The sequence below is a fragment of the Nocardia aobensis NBRC 100429 genome (assembly GCF_000308375.1).
Lineage (GTDB): Bacteria > Actinomycetota > Actinomycetes > Mycobacteriales > Mycobacteriaceae > Nocardia > Nocardia aobensis.
Map to the genome: position 1 here is coordinate 38313 of NZ_BAFQ01000042.1, position 19355 is coordinate 57667.

Genomic DNA, 19355 nt, shown 5'->3' on the forward strand with positions numbered 1-19355 from the left:
CGGGCCGCGAGGGAGACGCCGCGGCGGGTCGCGACGATGACGCGACCGGTTCGGAGGACGACTCCGCGACCGGTTCGCGCCCTTCCGCGGCGGCGGGCCGCAAGTCTGCCGGTACCGGCCTGCAGAGCAAGGCGGTAGGCCCGGAGGCCGGAACCTGTCGGCACACCGGACTCGCGACCGGTCGACAGGCGGAGATCGCGGCCGGACAGGCCGCGGTCGAGGCGTGGCTGAGCGAGCACGGTGACGATCTGATCGGCTGGCGCCGCCACATCCACGCCAATCCGGAACTGTCCCGCGCCGAGCACGGCACCACCGAATTCGTCGAATCCTGGCTGGTCAAGGCCGGTCTGGAACCGCGCAAACTGCCTACCGGCACCGGCCTGATCTGCGATATCGGCCCGGCCGGTCCGCGCCTGGCGCTGCGCGCCGATATGGATGCGCTGCCGCTGCAGGAATACACCGGCCGCCCGTTCGCCTCGACCGTTCCCGGCGTCTCTCACGCCTGTGGTCACGACGCGCACACCTCGATCCTGCTCGGCACCGCCCTGGCCCTCACTGAGATCGGCGACCTTCCGGTCGGCGTCCGGCTGGTCTTCCAGCACGCCGAGGAGGTCATGCCCGGCGGTGCCATCGACATGGTCGCCGCCGGTGCGATGGACGACGTCTCGCGGGTCTTCGCGCTGCACTGCGATCCCCGGCTCGAGGTCGGGCGGATCGGAGTGCGGGTCGGCGCCATCACCTCGGCCGCCGACACCGTGGAACTGGTGCTGGACTCGCCGGGCGGGCACACCTCCCGGCCGCATCTGACCAGCGATCTGGTCTACGCCATCGGCACCGTCATCACCGGCCTGCCGGGTCTGCTGAGCCGCCGCATCGATCCGCGGACCAGCACGGTGATGGTGTGGGGTGCGGTATCGGCGGGTAAGGCGCCCAACGCGATTCCGCAGACCGGCATGCTGACCGGGACCGTGCGCACCGGTGACCACGCCACCTGGTCGCTGCTCGAGCCGATGGTCCGCGAGATCGTCGACGGGCTGCTCGCCCCGACGGGGGTGCGGTATCAGCTGAACTACAAGCGTGGCGTGCCGCCGGTGGTCAACGACGAATTCTCCACCCGGATGTTCGAGGACGCGATTCTCGGTCTGGGTCCGGACGCGCTGTCGGATACTCCGCAGTCGGGCGGTGGCGAGGACTTCTCCTGGTACCTCGAGGAGGTTCCGGGTGCCATGGCGCGGCTGGGCGTGTGGTCGGGCGAGGGCCCGCAACTGGACATCCACCAGCCGACCTTCGACATCGACGAGCGCGCGCTGGCGGCCGGCGTGCGCGTGATGACCAATCTGGTCCTGCAGGCACGCTGATCGCACGGCCCGTCGGGTGGCGAACCCGGCGGGCTGTCCGGCTCGGTCCCGGCTACATCGAGCCGAAGGTCCCCGGGCCCACGTTGCGGCTGTTGCGGGTGCGCAGCGCGTGGACGTAATCGGCCGGAGCCCCGGCCTTTTCGGCCGCGTCGGCGATCACGCCGATATAGCGGGCGGAGGGCAGCCCGCCCTCGTAGGCGTCCAGCACGTACAACCACGCCAGCACCGGCTGGGTACCCGTCCCCGTATTGGGCGATACCCGGAGCCGGATCTTCTTGTGGATACCGAAATCCGAACCCTCCCACCGGTCGAGGCTCTGCTCGTCCTCGGCGGAGACGTCGTACAGCACGACGAACACCCGGGAGCCCGGATCCTCGACCACCGTCGCGAGCGGGCCTTCCCAGCCGATGTCGTCGCCGGCGAAGGTCAGGCGCCACCCTTCCAGCCAGCCCGTTCCGTAGACGGGGGAGTGCGGACAGCGCTTGAGCATCTGCTCCGGGTCCATATTGGATCCGTAGGCGGCGTATATCGGCACCTGGCAAGAGTATCGAATGTAGGGACCGCTTGTTTCGATCCGGCCCGGTTCGGGCCGTGCCTGTCTCCGGTGGGGCGGGCGGATGTCCGGAGAATTACCGGCAGGTGACACGCGCAACGTCACCCATGACGCGGTCAAAACGATGAGGAGCAGGACCGATAACGTTGACGGCAGTGCCGGAGATCCCGGCCGCACGGCTCGATAGCGGAGGTACACATGGCCCGCATTGCAATCATCGGGGGCGGCCCCGCCGGCTACGAGGCGGCGTTGGTGGCAGCTCAGCACGGAGCCACGGTCACCGTGATCGACTCCGACGGAATCGGTGGCGCATGCGTGCTGTGGGACTGCGTCCCGTCCAAGACCTTCATCGCTTCGACCGGTGTGCGCACCGACCTGCGCCGCGCGCGTGATCTGGGTATCACGCTGCATGTGGCGCAGGCGCAGGTGCGGCTGTCGGAGGTGAACTCCCGGGTGAAGGCGCTGGCGCAGGCGCAGTCGTCCGATATCCGCTCCAAACTGCAGGCCGCCGGGGTCACCATTCTCAACGGCCGCGGTCAGCTGATCGACCAGATCGCCGGTCTGGCCACACATCTGGTGCGCGCGACGCTCGCCGACGGCACCGAACGGGTGATGGAGGCCGAGATCGTCCTGATCGCCACCGGCGCCAGCCCGCGGGTGCTGCGCGGCGCCGAACCCGACGGGGAACGCATCCTCACCTGGCGTCAGCTCTACGACCTGAAGGAGCTGCCGGAAACGCTCGTCGTCGTCGGCTCGGGTGTGACCGGCGCGGAATTCGTCTCGGCATACACCGAGATGGGTGTGCAGGTGAAATTGGTCTCCAGCCGCGACCGGATGATGCCGGGGGAGGACGCCGACGCCGCGCTGGTCCTGGAGGACGCCCTGGCCGAACGCGGGGTGGAGCTCGTCAAACAGGCCCGTGCCGACGCTGTCGAGCGGACCGCGGACGGGATCGTGGTCAAACTGTCCGACGGCCGCACGGTCACCGGCTCCCATGCGCTGATGACGGTCGGTTCCACGCCCAACACCCAGGATCTGGGCCTCGAGCGCATCGGCATCGAACTCGACCGCGGCGGTTATCTGCGCGTCGACCGCGTCTCGCGGACGGCGGCGACCGGAATCTATGCCGCCGGTGACTGCACCGGGCTGCTGCCGCTGGCCTCGGTCGCGGCGATGCAGGGCCGGATCGCGATGTATCACGCGCTCGGCGAGGGAGTGCAGCCGATCCGGTTGAAGACGGTGGCCTCCGCGGTCTTCACCCGGCCCGAGATCGCCACGGTCGGTGTCAGCCAGACGGCGATCGACAACGGTGAGGTGCCCGCGCGCACGGTGATGCTGCCGCTCAACACCAATCCGCGCGCCAAGATGTCGGGCCTGCGCCGCGGCTTCGTGAAGATCTTCTGCCGGCCGGCCACCGGTGTGGTGATCGGCGGCGTAGTGGTCGCGCCGATCGCCTCCGAGCTCATCCTGCCGATCGCGATCGCGGTCCAGAACAATCTGACGGTGAACGACCTGGCCCAGACGTTCTCGGTGTACCCGTCGCTGTCGGGATCGGTCACCGAGGCGGCGCGCCAGTTGATGCGTCACGACGATCTGGACTAGTGGGCGGCGGCTGTTTCAAATGCGCTGCCGCGCTTGATCTTTTGCCGGACCGAGTGCGGCTTCCCACAGCCGGGTAGCACCGGTTGCCTGAAACTTGTTCGTGTGGTTCACTTCCGGCAGAGATGTCAGTGGTGGTCGACTGGCAGGTTCACGTGGCGGGGGGAATGCAATCTTTCCCGGGCCGGGAATCCGCGAGCGGCTCGCGGACCGCAGCAGGGTGCGGGCCGGACATCGATGAGGGACCAATGGAGACGGCCCCGTCGAGCGGCGTTCGTCGGTCGATGGCACTGGCCGAGCTCGGGAAAGGGATTGCGAGACAGTGAAACATCGTAAGCCGAGTCGGGCGCAGCGAGCGATGGCCACGACGTCGTTGCCACTGGCCACCGCAGCCGCCGTGGCGACCATCCTCGCGTCGGGTACGGCGAGTGCGGCGCCGGCCGATCAGCCGAGCGTGCCGACCACTCCGGCGCAGCCGGGCGCCACCAACGAGGCACCCGCGCAAGGCGACAACAACGGCCAGGGTCAGAACGCGCCGGGCACGCAGGAGAACGCTCCGCAGAACGGGCCGCAGCAGAACGGGACCCAGCAGAACGGGACCCAGCAGAACGGTCCCCAGCGCAACGGCAATCCGCAGCCGGGCGTCACCACCCCCAATCAGCCGGGTGTCACGACTCCGAACCAGCCGGGCGTCACCACCCCGCAGCCGGGTGTCACCACCCCGAACCAGAACACGCCGAAGCCGGACCAGAACCTGGCCTCGCCGACGCAGCCGGGTGTGACCACCCCGCGTGTCGCGCCGCTGCCGGTGCCGGGTCAGGGTGGTCAGGTGCAGCCGGCCGTCGTTCCGGACCAGCCCACCCCGAACGGTCAGGCCGACCAGCTGAAGCCGGGTCAGCAGTCGCCGGACCAGACCGTCGGCACTCCGAACAAGCCGCAGTCGCAGAACGGCGGCAACGCAGACACGCTGCGTAGCCAGCAGGGCAACTCGACCCCGTCGCCGCAGGCGCAGTGGACCTCGCCGAGCCTGCAGGCCGCACCGGCCGCTCCGGTCGTCCAGATGAACGGCCCGCACACCGAGGTCGGCGCCAACGTCGACGGCGGTGGACTGCTGCCGGGCTACGTGGCCAACACCCACCACTTCAGCAACCTCGACGGATATGTCGGCACGGTGGGTTACAGCACTCCGAACGGAGTGGGCGACGCGGGTGTGTCGGTGGAGTTCGTCGAGGCGAACAAGGTCAAGATCACCTCGTACACCCACGCCACCGGCTTCGACGATCTGAAGTCCGAGAACTACGTCGACACCACCGAGGCGAATGCGGCCAAGGCCGCCGTCGAGGGCTGGATCAAGCAGCAGCCGGGCGGCGCCGCAGCACTGGATGCGGCCGCTCAGATTGGTAGACTCCCGCAGGGTGATTTCGCTCCGCAAACGGTGAATGTCGCTGGTGCGACCACACAGTGGGGTGGCACGGTCCAGTACTGATACAGACTGAATCGACGCGTGGGGCGGTCGTTCGCGACCGCCCCACGCGTGTGTCTCGGGGAAGGAACGGGTGATGGCCTCCGGCGACGATCAGGACCGGGACGAAGGCGAGTCGGGATTCGGCCCGCCGGTTTCCGGATTCGGACCACCGCTGAACGATTTCGGGCCGCCGACGGGTGAAACGGGTGCGATCGGCTGGGCGCCGGTCGGGGAACCGGAACGCCCCACATTGGGCTGGCAGCCCGCCGACGCACCCGCGACGCCGTCCGTCCCGCCGCCGCCCCCGCAGTACCGTGCGCCGGATTCGACCGCGGCGCAGGAAACCGTCCGCCATCCGGCACCGGAGGCGCCGCGCGCGGCCGACACCACGCGCGTGCCCGCGCCCGAGACACGCCGCATGCCCGAGCCGCCGCGCGCCCCGGATGCACCGCGCGCCCCGGAGACGGTGCGATACCCGGACGCGGGTGGTGCCGAGGCCGATCGTGGAACCTGGTGGCGCGCAGACGATTCCGGCTTTCCACCCACTCCGCCGCGGGAAACCACGGGATCGCTGTGGGATGACGACGAACTCGCCAAGAAACTCACCGTGCCGCGCGGCGGCGAGCAGAAATCGGGTTCACTGTGGGACGACGACGAGCTGGCGAAGAAGCTCGTGCCGTCGCGGCCCCTCGGGCAGCCCCAGCCGGAGGCCCGGCCCGACCGCAACATTCCGGTGATCCTGGCCGGTGCGGCGGGTGCCGTCGTGATCGTGATCGCGCTGGTGCTGATCATCGTGTTCGCGACGCGCAGCAGCGATGGCGACGGAACCGTCGCCGGCGGCAAATCGTCACCGCCGTCGGTGGCCGCGCTGAGCTGTCCGGCACGTACCGACGGCAATGTCGTGATCGGCAACGGCCCCGGCGACACGAACAGCGGAGCCGCGGCGATTCTGGGATTCCAGCACGCGTTCTATGCCGACCGTAGCGGTGCCAAGGCGCACGACTTCGTCGCGCCGGACGCGTCGAACGTGTCGACCGCCTCGACCATGCAGCAGGCGATCGACAGCCTGATCCCGCAGGGCACCACGTATTGCTTGCGTGTGGAAACGGTCACGCCGGAGCAGTTCAACGTGGACCTCACCGAACATCGGCCGGACGGTACGACCACGCTCTACAAACAGCTGGTCAAGACCGTGAATCGCGAGGGGAAGAACCTCGTCTTCTCGATCGATCAGCGCTGATCGCGCGGGCTCGCGCGCTGTCCCCAGATCTCAATATCTGGGAAAACAATTTCATATTCTGGGTACCGATATGCGATAGTTGCCGTGATCCGCAGCTATCGGAGGTCTCCATGTCGCCGCATACTCCACCCCTGTCCCGCCGGCTGGACGGTCTGCAGAGTTCGGCGATCCGGGATCTGCTCAAGCTGACCGCCCGGCCGGATATCGTCAGCCTGGCCGGGGGTCTGCCCGACGAACAGCTGATGCCGCGCGATGCCATCGCTCGCGCCGCGGAGTCGGCGCTGGCCGATCCGTCCCGGTTGCAGTACACCGAGTCCGCGGGCTGGGGGCCGCTGCGCGAGGTGCTCGCCTCCCGGGAGTCGGTGCGGCTGGGCCGGCCCGTCCCGCTGGAGGAGATCTTCGTCACCCACGGCTCGCAGCAGGCCTTGTCGCTGCTGGGTGAGGTGCTTCTCGATCCGGGCGCTCTCGTGGTGGTCGAGGATCCGGCCTACGTCGGCGCGTTGCAGGTCTTCCGCGCGGCGGGGGCGCGAATCGTGGCGATCCCGCTGGATTCCGACGGTATGCGTGTCGACGCGCTGGCCGAGCTGCTCGAGCGCGGCGAACGCCCGGCGCTGGTGCATACGGTGAGTAATTTCCACAATCCGCGCGGTGTGACGCTGAGCCCGCAGCGCCGGCGGGAACTGGCGGCGCTGGCCGAACGGTACGGCTTCTGGGTGGTCGAGGACGACCCGTACGGCGAGCTGTGGTTCGACCGCCCCGCGCCGCAGGCCGTTGCCTCGTACTCGCCCAACGTGATTCGGCTGTCGAGCGCCTCGAAGATCCTGGCGCCGACGCTGCGGGTGGGCTGGATGATCGCCCCGAACGCGGTGTGCCGCGGCGTGGAACTGCTGAAGCAGGGCGCCGATCTGTGCGGTTCGGCGCTCACCCAGCAGATCGCCGCGGACCTGCTGGCCGACGAGCCGTGGCTGGGCGCCCACCTGGACAAGGTGCGTGGCATCTACGGCGAGCGCGCCACCGCCCTGGTGAGCGCGGTTCGCGCCCGCTTCGGCGACCGGGTGGTGAGCACCGACGCCGCCGGCGGCATGTTCGTGTGGCTCGATTTCACCGACGGCACCGATACCGTCGAACTGCTGCCGCGCGCGATCGACCACGGCGTGGCCTACGTCCCGGGCTCCGCGTTCGCGGTCTCGCAGCCCTACCGCGGCTCGATGCGCATGTGTTTCACCACGTCGGATGCGGCCGTGCTCACCGACGCGGTCGATCGGCTGGGCCGCGCGGTCGACGCGGCGGGGTAGCGCGGCGAATCTACTGCGCCCACCCGTAGGTGCGTTCGACGGCCTTGTTCCATTCGCCGTAGAGGTGATCGCGGTCGGCGTCGGACATCGTCGGCTGCCACACCTTGTCCTCGGACCAGTTGGCGCGGATGTCGTCGGTGCCGGACCAGTAACCGACCGCCAGTCCGGCCGCGTAGGCGGCGCCGAGCGCGGTCGTTTCGGTGATCACCGGCCGCACCACCGGCACATCCAGGATGTCGGCCTGGAATTGCATGAGCAGTTCGTTGGCGACCATGCCACCGTCGACCTTGAGGGTGGTCAATTCGACGCCCAGATTCTCCGCCTCGGCGTCGGCGCGCATCGCGTCGATCACCTCGCGGGTCTGAAATGCGGTGGCCTCCAACACCGCTCGGGCCAGATGCGCCTTCGTGACGAAGCGGGTGAGTCCGGTGATCACGCCGCGCGCGTCCGGCCGCCATCGCGGTGCGAACAGACCGGAGAAGGCGGGGACGATATAGGTGCCGCCGTTGTCGTCGACGCTGCGGGCCAGCGGTTCGATCTCCGCCGCGGATTCGACGATGCCGAGATTGTCACGCAACCACTGCACCAGGGATCCGGTCACCGCGATGGAACCCTCCAGCGCGTACACCGCGGGCTGGTCGCCGAGCCGGTAACACACCGTGGTCAGCAGACCGTGCTTGCTGAACACCGGCGTGGTACCGGTATTGAGCAGCATGAAGTTGCCGGTTCCGTAGGTGTTCTTCGCCTCGCCCGGTGAGAGGCAGGCCTGCCCGAACGTCGCGGCCTGCTGATCGCCCAGGATGCCGGCCACCGGAACCCCCGCGAGCGGACCGTCGGAGATCTCGGCGTACACCTCCGAGGAGCTGTGGATCTGCGGCAGCATCGAGACGGGAACGCCGAATTCCGCGCAGATCTGCGAATCCCATTGCAAGGTCTCGAGATTCATCAGCATGGTGCGGGAGGCGTTGGTGACGTCGGTGAGGTGGCGGCCGGTCAGCTTCCACAGGATCCAGCTGTCCATGGTCCCGAAGCACAGGTCACCGGCCTCCGCGCGGGCGCGCACACCGTCGACGTTGTCGAGGATCCAGCGCAGCTTGGGACCCGCGAAATACGTGCTCAGCGGCAGCCCGGTCCGGTCGGCATAGCGCGCGGGGCCGACGTCGCCGGCCAGCTCCTCGCACAGCGCCGCGGTGCGGGTGTCCTGCCAGACGATGGCGTTGGCGACCGGCCTGCCGGTGGCACGGTCCCAGACCACGGTGGTTTCGCGCTGATTGGTGACCCCGACCGCGGCGATGTCATCGGCGCCGATCCCGGCATCCTCGAGCGCCGCACCGATCACGAATTCGGTATTGCGCCAGATGGTTTCGGCATCGTGCTCGACCCAGCCCGGCCGGGGGAACAGCTGTTCGTGCTCGCGCTGCCCGAGGCCGGCGATGCGGCCGGAGCGGTCGAACACGATGCACCGGCTCGAGGTTGTCCCCTGGTCGATGGCGGCCACGAAGCGTCGCATCCGTGCAGGCTACTAAACCTCGCACGCGCCGCGCATCACATCGCCGCACGCCCGGCGGTGGACTAGGGTGAAAGCGATTACCGACGGGTAACGCAGGACGATCCCACCGAACAGTGCGGAGGAAGTCGAGCGATGAACGAGAAGTCACACGGTCAGCACACCGGCGAACTGGGTCCCGAGCAGCGGGAGGCCAGCTGGGAAAGCTTGGGCGCCAAGCATTTCGACGTCATCGTGATCGGTGGCGGGGTCGTCGGCGCGGGCATCGCCCTCGATGCCGCCACCCGGGGCCTGGAGGTGGCCCTGGTGGAGGCGCGCGATCTGGCATCGGGCACCTCGAGCCGTTCGTCGAAGATGTTCCACGGCGGTCTGCGCTACCTCGAGCAGCTGGAATTCGGGCTGGTCCGCGAGGCGCTGCGGGAGCGTGAGCTGAGCCTGAAGACCTTGGCTCCGCATCTGGTGAAACCGCTGCGGTTCCTCTACCCGCTGACCCATCGCGGCTGGGAGCGGCCCTACGTCGCCTCGGGCCTGGTGCTCTACGACACCATGGGCGGAGCGAAATCGGTTCCGGGCCAACATCATGTGACCCGATCGGGAGCGCTGCGCCTGGCGCCGGGTGTACGCCGGGACGCGCTGATCGGCGGTGTCACCTACTACGACACCGTGGTCGACGACGCCCGCCACACGATGACGGTGGCTCGCACCGCCGCCCACTACGGTGCGGTGATCCGCACGTCGACCCAGGTCGTGGATTTCCTTCGGGAGGCCGACCGGGTGGTCGGAGTGAAGGTGCGCGACAGCGAGGACGGGCGCACGACCGAGGTCCGGGGACATGTGGTGATCAACGCGACGGGCGTGTGGACCGACGAACTGCAGGCGCTGTCGCATGTTCGCGGCCGATTCCATGTGCGCGCGTCCAAAGGCGTGCATATCGTGGTGCCGCGCGATCGGATCGCCAGTGACGCCGCGCTGATTCTGCGCACCCAGACCTCGGTGTTGTTCGTGATTCCGTGGGGGAGCAATCACTGGATCGTCGGTACGACCGACACCGATTGGAATCTGGATCTGGCCCACCCGGCCGCCACCAAGGCCGATATCGACTATCTGCTCGAACGGATCAACGAGGTACTGGTCACCCCGCTCACCCACGACGACATCCAGGGTGTGTACGCCGGGCTGCGACCGCTGTTGGCCGGGGAGAGCGACGAGACCTCCAAGCTGTCGCGCGAGCACGCGGTGGCGCAGATCGCTCCGGGTCTGGTCGCCATCGCGGGTGGTAAATACACCACCTACCGGGTGATGGCCTACGACGCGGTGGATCTGGCCGTCCACGACATCCCGCAGCGGGTGTCGTCCTCGATCACCGACAAGGTGCCGCTGCTCGGCGCCGACGGCTACTTCGCCCTGCTCAACCAGACGCCGCAGCTGGCGCAGACCTACGGTGTGCATCCCTACCGGATCGAACATCTGCTCAACCGGTACGGCTCCCTGATCACCGATGTCCTCGATCTGGCCGAGGGCAAACCCGAACTGCTGCAGCCGATTACGGACGCGCCCGGTTACCTGCGGGTGGAGGCCGTCTACGCGGCGGTCGCCGAGGGGGCGCTGCATCTGGACGACATCCTGGCCCGGCGCACCCGGATCTCCATCGAGTTCTCCCATCGGGGCACCGAATGCGCCGACGAGGTGGCGCGGCTGGTGGCGCCGGTGCTGGGCTGGGACGAGGAGCAGATCCGGCGCGAGGTGAGTACCTACAACGCCCGGGTCGATGCCGAGATCCGGTCCCAGACCCAACCCGACGACGTGTCGGCCGACGCTCTGCGCGCCGCCGCACCGGAACCTCGCCCGGAGATCCTGGAGCCGGTGCCGCTGCCTCAGGCATAGCGCCGCGCGCGGTGCGGCTAGGGGGCGGTCGACGTGGGCGCCGAGGTGTGACCGGAATGGACGGGGCCCGTACTCACCGAGTGCTGCAGCGCATAGGTGAACAGGACGGTGGCCGCGATGGCGATGGCCGTGATCAGCAGCTGGGTGACAAGCCGTGTGCTACGCCGCATCGCGGTGCTCGCATATGTCATCTGCCCTGCTTCCCGACCGGTGACGATCTGTGTCGCCCTTATGTCGCATTCGCGCTCCGAAGTGTTAGCGGCCGAAAGAAATATAGCTATCGATCGGCAAACATCACGGCTCGTGCCCGGTCAGCGGCGAGTCCGGTCAGCGGCTCTCGGGTCCGGTGTCTCGGGTGCGGGCTGACAGCGGGGACAGAAGTAGATCCCGCGTTCGGTGGCCGGGGCGGAAGCGGCTTCCGGGCCGAGCATGCGGACGAGGATCATCGATCCGCAGCGAGGGCACGGTTGACCGCGGCGGCCGTAGACCACCGCGGGCCGGGGTGGATGGTGTGCGGCGCGGCCGAGGATGCGGTGTGCGGCGTCGACGAGCCCGGGGAGATCGGGTACGGCGGCGACCGGGATGGCCGGGTGGACCCGCTCGGCGAAACAGATCTCGCTGCGGAAGATGTTGCCGACTCCCGCCATGGTCGTCTGATCGAGCAGCGCGAGTCCGATCGGCCGCTCCGGATCCGCGCGCAGCCGCCGGACCGCCTCGGCCGCATCCCAATTCGGGCCCAGCAGATCAGGGCCGAGATGGTCGACGGCGGTGTGCTCGTCGGCGAGGCGTAGCACCTCGACCAGGCCGAGGGAGAACCCGACGGCTTCGGTGTCGGCAGTGGCGAGAATCAGTCGTGCGGTGAATCCGGGTTTGGTCCACCGCTGCCCCGGGCGGTAGACCCGCCAGGTGCCCTCCATCTTCAGATGGGTGTGGATGCTGAGCTTCTCGGTGCGCACGAACAGGTGTTTGCCGTAACTGCCGACGCTGTCGACCCGGCTGCCGCGCAGATCGAGCGTGGCATAGCGCGGGACGCGGAAATCACTGCGCGTCAGCGTCTTTCCCGCCAGCGCGGTTCGCAGCCGCGCCGCCGCGAGATAGACGGTATCTCCTTCCGGCATCGGCGTTCACCACCGGTGCCGGCGGACGAGGCGGACCGGTCTCATGCTGTGCTCCGCAGCCGGAAGCCCCGGGGAGTGGTGTGGAAACCGGCGTCGGTGAGGAAGGTGGCGAAGGTGTTGCCGTGCACCGATTCCCCGTCGACGCGTTCGACGACCAGGGAGTCGATCCGGCGGTCGTGGACCAGGGCCGCGAGCGCCGCCGCGGCCTCGGTCCGGATTTCGGGGTCCTCGGTGAAGGTGAGCAGCGTCTTACCGCCGCGTTCCAGGTACAGGGCCAGTTCGCCCGCGGCCAGGACGACCAGAGCCCCCGCCTTGCGGCCCGGGCGATGTCCGGCACCCTCGCCCGCGTTCTTCGGCCACGGCAGGGCGGCGCCGTACGGATTGGCCGGATCGCAGGCGGCGAGTGCGACCGTGCCGACCCGGCCGGTGCCGGCGCCCGCCCGGTCGGAATCGTAGGAGCGCAGCCGATCCACCACGTCGGTAGTGGAGAACTGCGCGCCGCCGAGGGTGTCGACGAAATAGCCCCGCCGGCACCGTCCGCGATCCTCGAATTCGGTGAGCACCCGGTATATCAGCGCGAACCCGCCCGGAATCTCCTCGTTCTGCACCGAACCGCGGGTCAGCACGCCGTAGCGCTCCAGCAGCAGATCCGCGGTGGCGTGGGCGCGAATCGTGTTGTCCGGCAGGCGCTGTGGCAGCAGCGACCATCGCCCGGCCACGGCGGGAGGGCCGGTCCGGGTCGGCATCGCCGGTCGCGGCAGGTACATGCGCCCGCGCGGAGTGCGCCGCGGGGTGCGATGGGCGGTGGTGCTGCGGGTGGTGCCGGAAATCCGCGCCCGGACCGGAGCGAAGGTGTCGCCGGACAGATATCCGGCCCATACCAGTTCCCACAGTGCCGCCGCCACGGCCGCGTCGTCGAGCACGCCGGTCGCGTCGGACAACTGCCGGAAGAAGTAGGCGCCGCCCGCCACCACGACGAGCTGATTGCCGGCGGAGGCGCCCGATTCGGAAGCGGCCGTGCCGTCGGCGTCGAGCGCAATCGCGTCGGTGGCCGCCGCGGTCATTTCCGCACCCAACGCCGTCAGCAGCCGCAGCTGCACGTCGGTGAAGTCGATCTCCTGCGGCGGCCCCAGCGTGACCGGCGCCTGATCCGCCGGATGCAGGGCGATCCAGCCGTCCTTGGCGGTGATGGCGCCGTGACCGGACCACAGCACCTCACCGGAGGCGGTGAGTTCGTCGAGCATCGCCGGTGTGTAGTCACGCACCCGCGAGGGCAGGATGAGCGACTCCCACGCCGAAGCCGGAATCGGTACGCCCGCAAGCTGTTCCACCACAGCGGCCACCCCGTCCACGCCGCGCAGTGTCGAGGTGCCGATATGCTGCCACGCCGGCAGGAACCGGCCGAACGCGCCCGTGGATACCGGCTCGACCTCCTTGCGCGCGGCGGCCAGCGACCGGCGCCGCAGCCGGCGCAACACCTGCGCGTCGCACCATTCCGCACCGGCCGAACCCGGCGTGAATTCGCCTTCCACCACTCGCTTCTCGGCGCCGAGCCGATGCAGTGCGGTGGCGGCGACGGCCGGGCCGATCCCGAAGCGCCGGGCGACGGCGTCGAGCGTGAACGGGGCGTGGGTGCGGGCGTAGCGGGCGACCAGATCACCCAGCGGATCGGCGACCGGTTCGATGAAGGCCGCCGGCGTGCCGATCGGCAGCGGGACGCCCAGGGCATCGCGCAACCGGGCGGCGTCTTCGATCGCCGTCCACCACCGCGATCCCGCGAACGACACCTCCAGAACCCGCCTGGCCTGCAGCAATTCGGCGAACCACGGGCCCGGGTCCGCGGTGCAGCGCTCGGCCGCCTCGGCCGGGGTGAGTGGGCCGAGCAGTCGCAACAGGTCGGCGAGCCCTTCCGCGTCGCGGGCATGGCGTTCGGGAGTGAGCCGTTGCAGTTCGCGTTCGGTCAGTTCGAGGACCGCGGCGTCGAGGAGTTCGCGCAGTTCCACCCGGCCCAGCAGTTCGGCGAGCAGGCTCGAATCCAGCGACAGCGCGGCCGCGCGGCGCTCGGCCAGCGGACTGTCGCCCTCGTACATGAACTGGCCGATGTAGTCGAACAGCAACGCGTTGGCGAACGGCGAGGGGGAGGCCGTCTCGACCTCGACCAGTCGCAGTTTGCGCCGCGCCACATTCGTCAGCAGATCCCGCAGGGCGGGCAGATCGTAGACGTCGCGCAGACATTCGCGCACCGTTTCCAGCAGGATCGGGAAATCCGGGAATTTCCTTGCCACATCGAGCAATTGGGCCGCGCGCTGGCGCTGCTGCCACAGCGGCGCGCGGCGGCCGGGATCCCGGCGCGGCAACAGCAGTGCCCGCGCCGCGCATTCGCGGAAGCGGGAGGCGAACAGTGCCGACCCGCCCACCTGCTCGGTCACCACGTCGTCGATCTCGTCCGGTTCGAAGACGAACAGTTCCGCCCCCGGCGGATCGTCGGTGGTATCGGGCAGCCGGACCACGATGCCGTCGTCGGAGGCGGTCGGCGCGGCATCGACCCCGAATCGCTCCCGCAACCGCGCGCCCACGGCGAGCGCCCAGGGCGCGTGCACCGGTAATCCGAAGGGCGAGTGCAGGATCAGCCGCCAATCGCCGAGCTCGTCGCGAAAGCGTTCGACCAGCAGGGTGCGGTCGGTCGGCAGATGGCCGGTGGCTCGGCGCTGTTCGGCCAACAACGTGACCAGATTCGCGGTCGCGAAATCGTCCAGGCCGGCGGCGTAAACGAGCTGTTCGAGTTCGACCAGTTCACCGCCCTTCCTGCCGGCCGTGGAGTCCGTGGCTGCCGCGCGGGCGCGGGAGGGCGTGCGCCGGGTGGCACCATTTCCGCTGGGGTCGGGGGCCGCACCGTCGAACGCCGAATCGAAACCGCCCGCATCCCGCACGAGTTCCTCGATCCGCCCGGCCGGTGCGCGCTCGACGGCCTGACCGGCCGTGCGGACGAATTCACCCAGGGCCGCTCCCAATTCGGCCGGCCGCCCGAGGGAGTCACCGTGCCAGAAGGGCAGCCGGCCGGGCAGACCGAAGGCGGGGGAGACGAGAACCCGGTCGTGGGTGATGTCCTCGATGCGCCAGCTGGTCGCGCCGAGAGCGAACACATCGCCCACTCGCGATTCGTAGACCATCTCCTCGTCGAGTTCACCTACCCGCGAGGCCTTTTCGCCGACCATGAACACCGGGAACAGTCCGCGGTCGGGAATCGCGCCGCCGGAGGTGACCGCGAGGCGCTGCGCGCCGGGACGCCCGGTCAGCGTGCCCGCATCGCGATCCCACACCAGGCGCGGACGCAGTTCGGCGAATTCGTCGGAGGGGTAGCGGCCCGACAGCAGGTCCAGTACCGATTCGTACGCCGAGCGCGGCAGGGCGGCGAAACTACCTGTGCCCCTGACGGTTTCGAACCATTCGTCGACATCGATCGGTTCCAGCGCGCAGGCGGCCACGGTCTGCTGGGCGAGGATGTCGAGGGGATGGGCGGGGATCTTCAACTCCTCGATCTGTCCCGCCGTCATCCGCATCGACGCCACCGCGCAGTGGATCACGTCGGTGCGGTGTTTGGGGAAGATCACCCCGCGTGAGATCTCACCCACCTGATGTCCGGCGCGACCGACCCGCTGCAGCCCGCCGGCGACCGACGGCGGCGCCTCGACCTGCACCACCAGATCCACCGCGCCCATATCGATACCGAGTTCGAGGCTGCTGGTCGCCACCACGCAGCGCAACCGGCCGCTCTTGAGGTCGTCCTCGATGATGGCGCGCTGTTCCTTGCTCACCGAACCGTGATGGGCCCGCGCCAGCAACGGCGCCGCCCCGTGATTGACCTCGGTCGGTGACCCGAGTTGTGCGGGCGGCGCGTGCTCGCGGCGTCCCGCGACCTCCTCCGCCTCGTCCGGTTCGGCGATGCGCTCGGCGTATTCCTCGTTCAGCCGCGCGGTCAGGCGTTCGGCCAGCCGCCGCGAATTCGCGAACACGATCGACGAACGATGCGCCAGCACCAGATCCACGATCGCGGCATCCACATGCGGCCAGATCGAACCCGGCTGATCGGATTCGCCCGGCTCGGTCATATCCGCCACCGGCACCCGCACCGACAGGTCGAACGTCTTCGGCGCCGGCGGCGAGACGATCGTGATCGGCGCCGAGCCGACCAGGAAGCGCCCCACCTCCTGCGGCGGCCGGACGGTGGCCGACAACCCGATGCGCTGGGCGGGCCGCTCGGTGAGCTGGTCGAGCCGGGCCAGCGACAGGGCCAGATGTGCCCCGCGCTTGGAACCGGCGATCGCGTGCACCTCGTCCACGATCACGGTGCCGACCTGCGACAACGTCTCGCGTGCCGCCGAGGTGAGCATCAGGTACAGCGATTCCGGCGTCGTGATCAGGATGTCGGGCGGCCGGCGCTGCAGGGTCCGCCGGTCGGCCGGGGTGGTGTCGCCGGAACGCACGCCGACGCTGATCTCCGGGGCGGGCATACCGAGCCGGGCGGCCGTGCGGGTGATGCCTACCAGGGGTGCGCGCAGATTGCGCTCGACATCGACCGCCAGTGCCTTGAGCGGGGAGATGTAGAGCACGGCGGTGCGCTGCGGACCGTCCGTGGGTTCGCGGGTGGCGAGCCGGTCGATCGCCCACAGGAAGGCCGAGAGCGTCTTGCCCGACCCGGTCGGCGCGATCACCAAGGTGTGTTCTCCGGCGGAGATCGCCTCCCAGGCCCCCAGCTGGGCGGTCGTGGGCGCGGGGAACGCACCGTCGAACCACTCCTGGGTCGGCCGGGAGAACTGCTGCATGGGTTCAGTCTGCACCCGGGCACCGACATCGAGTCCCGACGGCGATGTGTGCGGGGGTGTTTCCCCGGCCGCACCTCGCCGGACGAGGTGGCCGGATCGGCGCCGGTCCACGGCTCGTCCCGATAGGCTGGCCGCGAACGCGGTGGATACCGACGATGGGACCGACCATGAGCGAGCGCCCCGACACTGTGACCGAGATTCCGGCCGACCCCGCGCAGGTCACGAACGACCCGGACAATCCGCCGGTCCCGCCCGGCACGCTGCTGCTGGAATTGGTGCCGGTCCCGGTGCGCGATATCGACCGGGGGATCGAGTTCTATCGCGATCGGGTCGGATTTCATCTCGATGTCGACGTGGCTCCCGCACCGGGTGTGCGCATCGCGCAGCTGACACCGCCCGGTTCGGCCTGTTCGATCCTGCTCTCCGAAGGCGTCCCCACCACCGCCGGCGCGGTCGGTTCCCTGCGTGGACTGCATCTGGTGGTGGCCGATATCGGGGCTGCCCGCGCGGACCTCGTCGCGCGCGGCGTCGCCGTCGGTGAGGTCGAAGACGTCGGCGGGGGTGTGCTGTACGCGCATTTCGCGGATCCCGACGGCAATACCTGGAGTTTGCAATACATGCCCTGGCGGTAGCGGGCGCGTTCATTGCCGAACGGTTGCGATCCGCCGAACCGGGCCGCACCTCGCACCGCGCGCCCGCTAGTGTTTGAGACTATGCGTAACAGTAACGGGTTACAGCGGCGTGGCCTGGCGATCGGATGCGGCGGCACGGTGGGGGCGGCCTGGATCGTGGCGGCGCTGGCCGCGGTGCGAGACGTGCTGCAGTGGGATCCGCGCGAGGCCGACGCGCTGATCGGCACCTCCGCCGGTGCGGAGATGGTGACGATGCTGGCTTCGGGGATCTCCGTCGACGATCTGGTGGCGATGCAGCGCGGCACCGTCGCCGATCCGATCCTGGCCCGGCACATGGCCGACGAACCGGGCCGCTTCCCGCCGCTGCCCCGCCCCCGCCTCGGTGCACCGCGAATGGCGTTGCACGGCAATCGTTCCCGGCAAGCGCTGCTGAGCGCGAGCAGTCGGCTGCTGCCGGTCGGCGGCGGCGATGCGAGCTGGTTGCAGCGCCTGGCCACCGACCTGAACCACGATCGCGACTGGTTCGCCCATCCGGCCGCATGGCTGGTCGCGATGGACTACGACTCCGGCGAGCGGGTCGCCTTCGGCGCACCGCAGGCGCCGGCCGCCACGGTCGGCCAGGCGCTGCGAGCCTCGTGGGCGGTTCCGGGCTGGTTCCCGCCGGTGCCGATCGCGGGCCGGCGATTCGTCGACGGCGGTGCCGCCTCCACCGCTTCGGTGGATCTGCTGCTGCCGGTGCACCTGGACGAACTGGTGGTGCTGACGCCGATGGCCTCGGCGCGGTCGGTGCCCGCGGGCGGGCCCGGGCACTGGCTCGAGCGTCAACTCCGCAGGCCGATGAGCGCGCAACTGGACTCCGAGATCGCCGCCGTGCGCGCGACCGGAACCCGCGTGCTGCGACTGGCCGTGACCGCCGCCGACCTCGCGGTCATGGGCCCGAACTTCATGGACGGCCGCCGCCGCGGCGAGACCTTCGAACACAGTCTGCGCAGCACCCGCCGCGCCATGGAACGGAGTGAATTCGCATGAACCTGTTCGGTAACGGCTATCCGCCGATCGACCTCGCCGCGGCCCGCGTCCTGGTCACCGGCGCCGGACGCGGTATCGGCCGGGCCACCGCGGAAATGTTCGCGCACAAGGGATCCGAGGTCGTCCTCGCCGATGTGGACGTCGCGGCCGCCGCCGACGCGGCGGCCGGCCTCGGTGCCCGCGCCGTCGAACTCGACGTGCGCGACCGGGAGCGGTGGGACGAGGTCGTCGCCGACCTGGGCCGGATCGACATCCTGGTGAACAACGCCGGAGTGATGCCCGCGGGCCCGTTCCTCAGCGAACCGGATGCGGTGGGGCACACCACGATCGATGTGAACGTCTGGGGACTCATCCACGGCATGCGGGCCGTCGCGCCGGCGATGATCGGTCGCGGCCGCGGTCATATCGTCAACGTCGCCTCGCTGGCCGGCAAGATTCCGCTGCCCGGTCTGGCGGTGTACAACGCGAGCAAATTCGCCGCCGTCGGGCTGTCGGCCGCGACCCGGCTGGAATTCGCCGAATCCGGGGTCAGCGTGAGTTGTGTGCTGCCCGCCGCGGTGCGCACCCGGCTGTCCTCGGGGCTGACCCTGGGCCGCGGGCTGCCCACGGTCGACCCGGTCGACGTCGCCGGCGCGATCGTCAAGACCTGCCGCACCCGGCGAGCCGAGGTGGCGGTACCGCAGTACCTCGACCCCGTCGACATCGCGCTGGCGGCCGCGCCCGAATCGGTCGTGCGCAGGGTGCGCGGCCTCTTCGACGGCGACCGGGCGCTGCATCCGGGTGATGCGGCGGTGCGGGCCGTCTACGAGGAGCAGGTACGCGAGATCGGCCGCGAACCGGAGCGCTAGGCCT

General features: G+C 69.6%; 14 protein-coding genes. 9 read left to right on the forward strand and 5 right to left on the reverse strand.

Annotated features, from left to right (window positions below; all coding sequences use genetic code 11):
* Positions 1 to 194: 194 nt before the first annotated feature.
* On the forward strand, positions 195 to 1358 hold the full coding sequence (locus RJ03_RS05275) for a M20 family metallopeptidase (RefSeq protein ID WP_036498451.1): 1164 nt from the start codon (positions 195 to 197) through the stop codon (positions 1356 to 1358).
* 52 nt (positions 1359 to 1410) lie between these two features.
* On the opposite strand, the gene RJ03_RS05280 is transcribed toward RJ03_RS05275, so the two are convergent.
* A complete protein-coding gene (locus tag RJ03_RS05280) occupies positions 1411 to 1893 on the reverse strand; it encodes a gamma-glutamylcyclotransferase family protein (RefSeq protein ID WP_036498406.1) in 483 nt (160 codons plus the stop codon).
* A 201-nt stretch (positions 1894 to 2094) separates the two neighbouring features.
* On the opposite strand from RJ03_RS05280, the gene RJ03_RS05285 reads away from it, so the two are divergent.
* From RJ03_RS05285 to RJ03_RS05300, 4 genes are all read left to right on the forward strand, one after another.
* The gene (locus tag RJ03_RS05285) at positions 2095 to 3513 is read left to right on the forward strand and encodes an NAD(P)H-quinone dehydrogenase (protein ID WP_223273405.1); all 1419 of its coding nucleotides are present in this window, start codon (positions 2095 to 2097) and stop codon (positions 3511 to 3513) included.
* Positions 3514 to 3868: 355 nt separating this feature from the next.
* Positions 3869 to 4996 carry a hypothetical protein gene (locus tag RJ03_RS05290; RefSeq protein WP_245552188.1) on the forward strand — a complete coding sequence of 376 codons (1128 nt, stop codon included), beginning with the start codon at positions 3869 to 3871 and terminating at the stop codon, positions 4994 to 4996.
* A gap of 73 nt (positions 4997 to 5069) precedes the next feature.
* Positions 5070 to 6215, forward strand: a complete 1146-nt coding sequence (locus RJ03_RS34820; RefSeq protein ID WP_051024344.1) for a DUF8176 domain-containing protein — start codon at positions 5070 to 5072, stop codon at positions 6213 to 6215.
* 110 nt (positions 6216 to 6325) lie between these two features.
* Positions 6326 to 7510, forward strand: a complete 1185-nt coding sequence (locus RJ03_RS05300; protein ID WP_036498408.1) for an aminotransferase-like domain-containing protein — start codon at positions 6326 to 6328, stop codon at positions 7508 to 7510.
* A gap of 10 nt (positions 7511 to 7520) precedes the next feature.
* Here the strand turns inward: RJ03_RS05300 and glpK are convergent, their stop codons facing one another.
* A complete protein-coding gene (gene glpK / locus RJ03_RS05305) occupies positions 7521 to 9020 on the reverse strand; it encodes a glycerol kinase GlpK (protein WP_036498409.1) in 1500 nt (499 codons plus the stop codon).
* Between the two features lie 132 nt (positions 9021 to 9152).
* Here glpK and glpD point away from each other — a divergent pair, with 132 nt between their 5' ends.
* Positions 9153 to 10901, forward strand: coding sequence for a glycerol-3-phosphate dehydrogenase (gene glpD, locus RJ03_RS05310; RefSeq protein ID WP_036498410.1), 1749 nt, complete (start codon positions 9153 to 9155; stop codon positions 10899 to 10901).
* Between the two features lie 17 nt (positions 10902 to 10918).
* Here glpD and RJ03_RS36970 read toward each other — a convergent pair whose 3' ends face one another.
* From RJ03_RS36970 to RJ03_RS05320, 3 genes are all read right to left on the reverse strand, one after another.
* A complete protein-coding gene (locus tag RJ03_RS36970) occupies positions 10919 to 11092 on the reverse strand; it encodes a hypothetical protein (RefSeq protein ID WP_157121695.1) in 174 nt (57 codons plus the stop codon).
* A 120-nt stretch (positions 11093 to 11212) separates the two neighbouring features.
* The gene (locus RJ03_RS05315) at positions 11213 to 12019 is read right to left on the reverse strand and encodes a DNA-formamidopyrimidine glycosylase family protein (RefSeq protein WP_036498411.1); all 807 of its coding nucleotides are present in this window, start codon (positions 12017 to 12019) and stop codon (positions 11213 to 11215) included.
* Between the two features lie 41 nt (positions 12020 to 12060).
* The gene (locus RJ03_RS05320) at positions 12061 to 16842 is read right to left on the reverse strand and encodes an ATP-dependent helicase (protein ID WP_051024345.1); all 4782 of its coding nucleotides are present in this window, start codon (positions 16840 to 16842) and stop codon (positions 12061 to 12063) included.
* 167 nt (positions 16843 to 17009) lie between these two features.
* On the opposite strand from RJ03_RS05320, the gene RJ03_RS05325 reads away from it, so the two are divergent.
* The 3 genes from RJ03_RS05325 (at position 17010) to RJ03_RS05335 (ending at position 19351) form a co-directional block, all read left to right on the forward strand.
* On the forward strand, positions 17010 to 17474 hold the full coding sequence (locus tag RJ03_RS05325; RefSeq protein WP_083870610.1) for a VOC family protein: 465 nt from the start codon (positions 17010 to 17012) through the stop codon (positions 17472 to 17474).
* A gap of 81 nt (positions 17475 to 17555) precedes the next feature.
* Complete coding sequence (locus RJ03_RS05330) at positions 17556 to 18503, forward strand: patatin-like phospholipase family protein (RefSeq protein ID WP_036498412.1); 948 nt, start codon at positions 17556 to 17558, stop codon at positions 18501 to 18503.
* A complete protein-coding gene (locus RJ03_RS05335; protein WP_036498413.1) occupies positions 18500 to 19351 on the forward strand; it encodes an SDR family NAD(P)-dependent oxidoreductase in 852 nt (283 codons plus the stop codon). The genes RJ03_RS05330 and RJ03_RS05335 overlap by 4 nt, the downstream gene beginning before the upstream one ends.
* Positions 19352 to 19355: the final 4 nt, after the last annotated feature.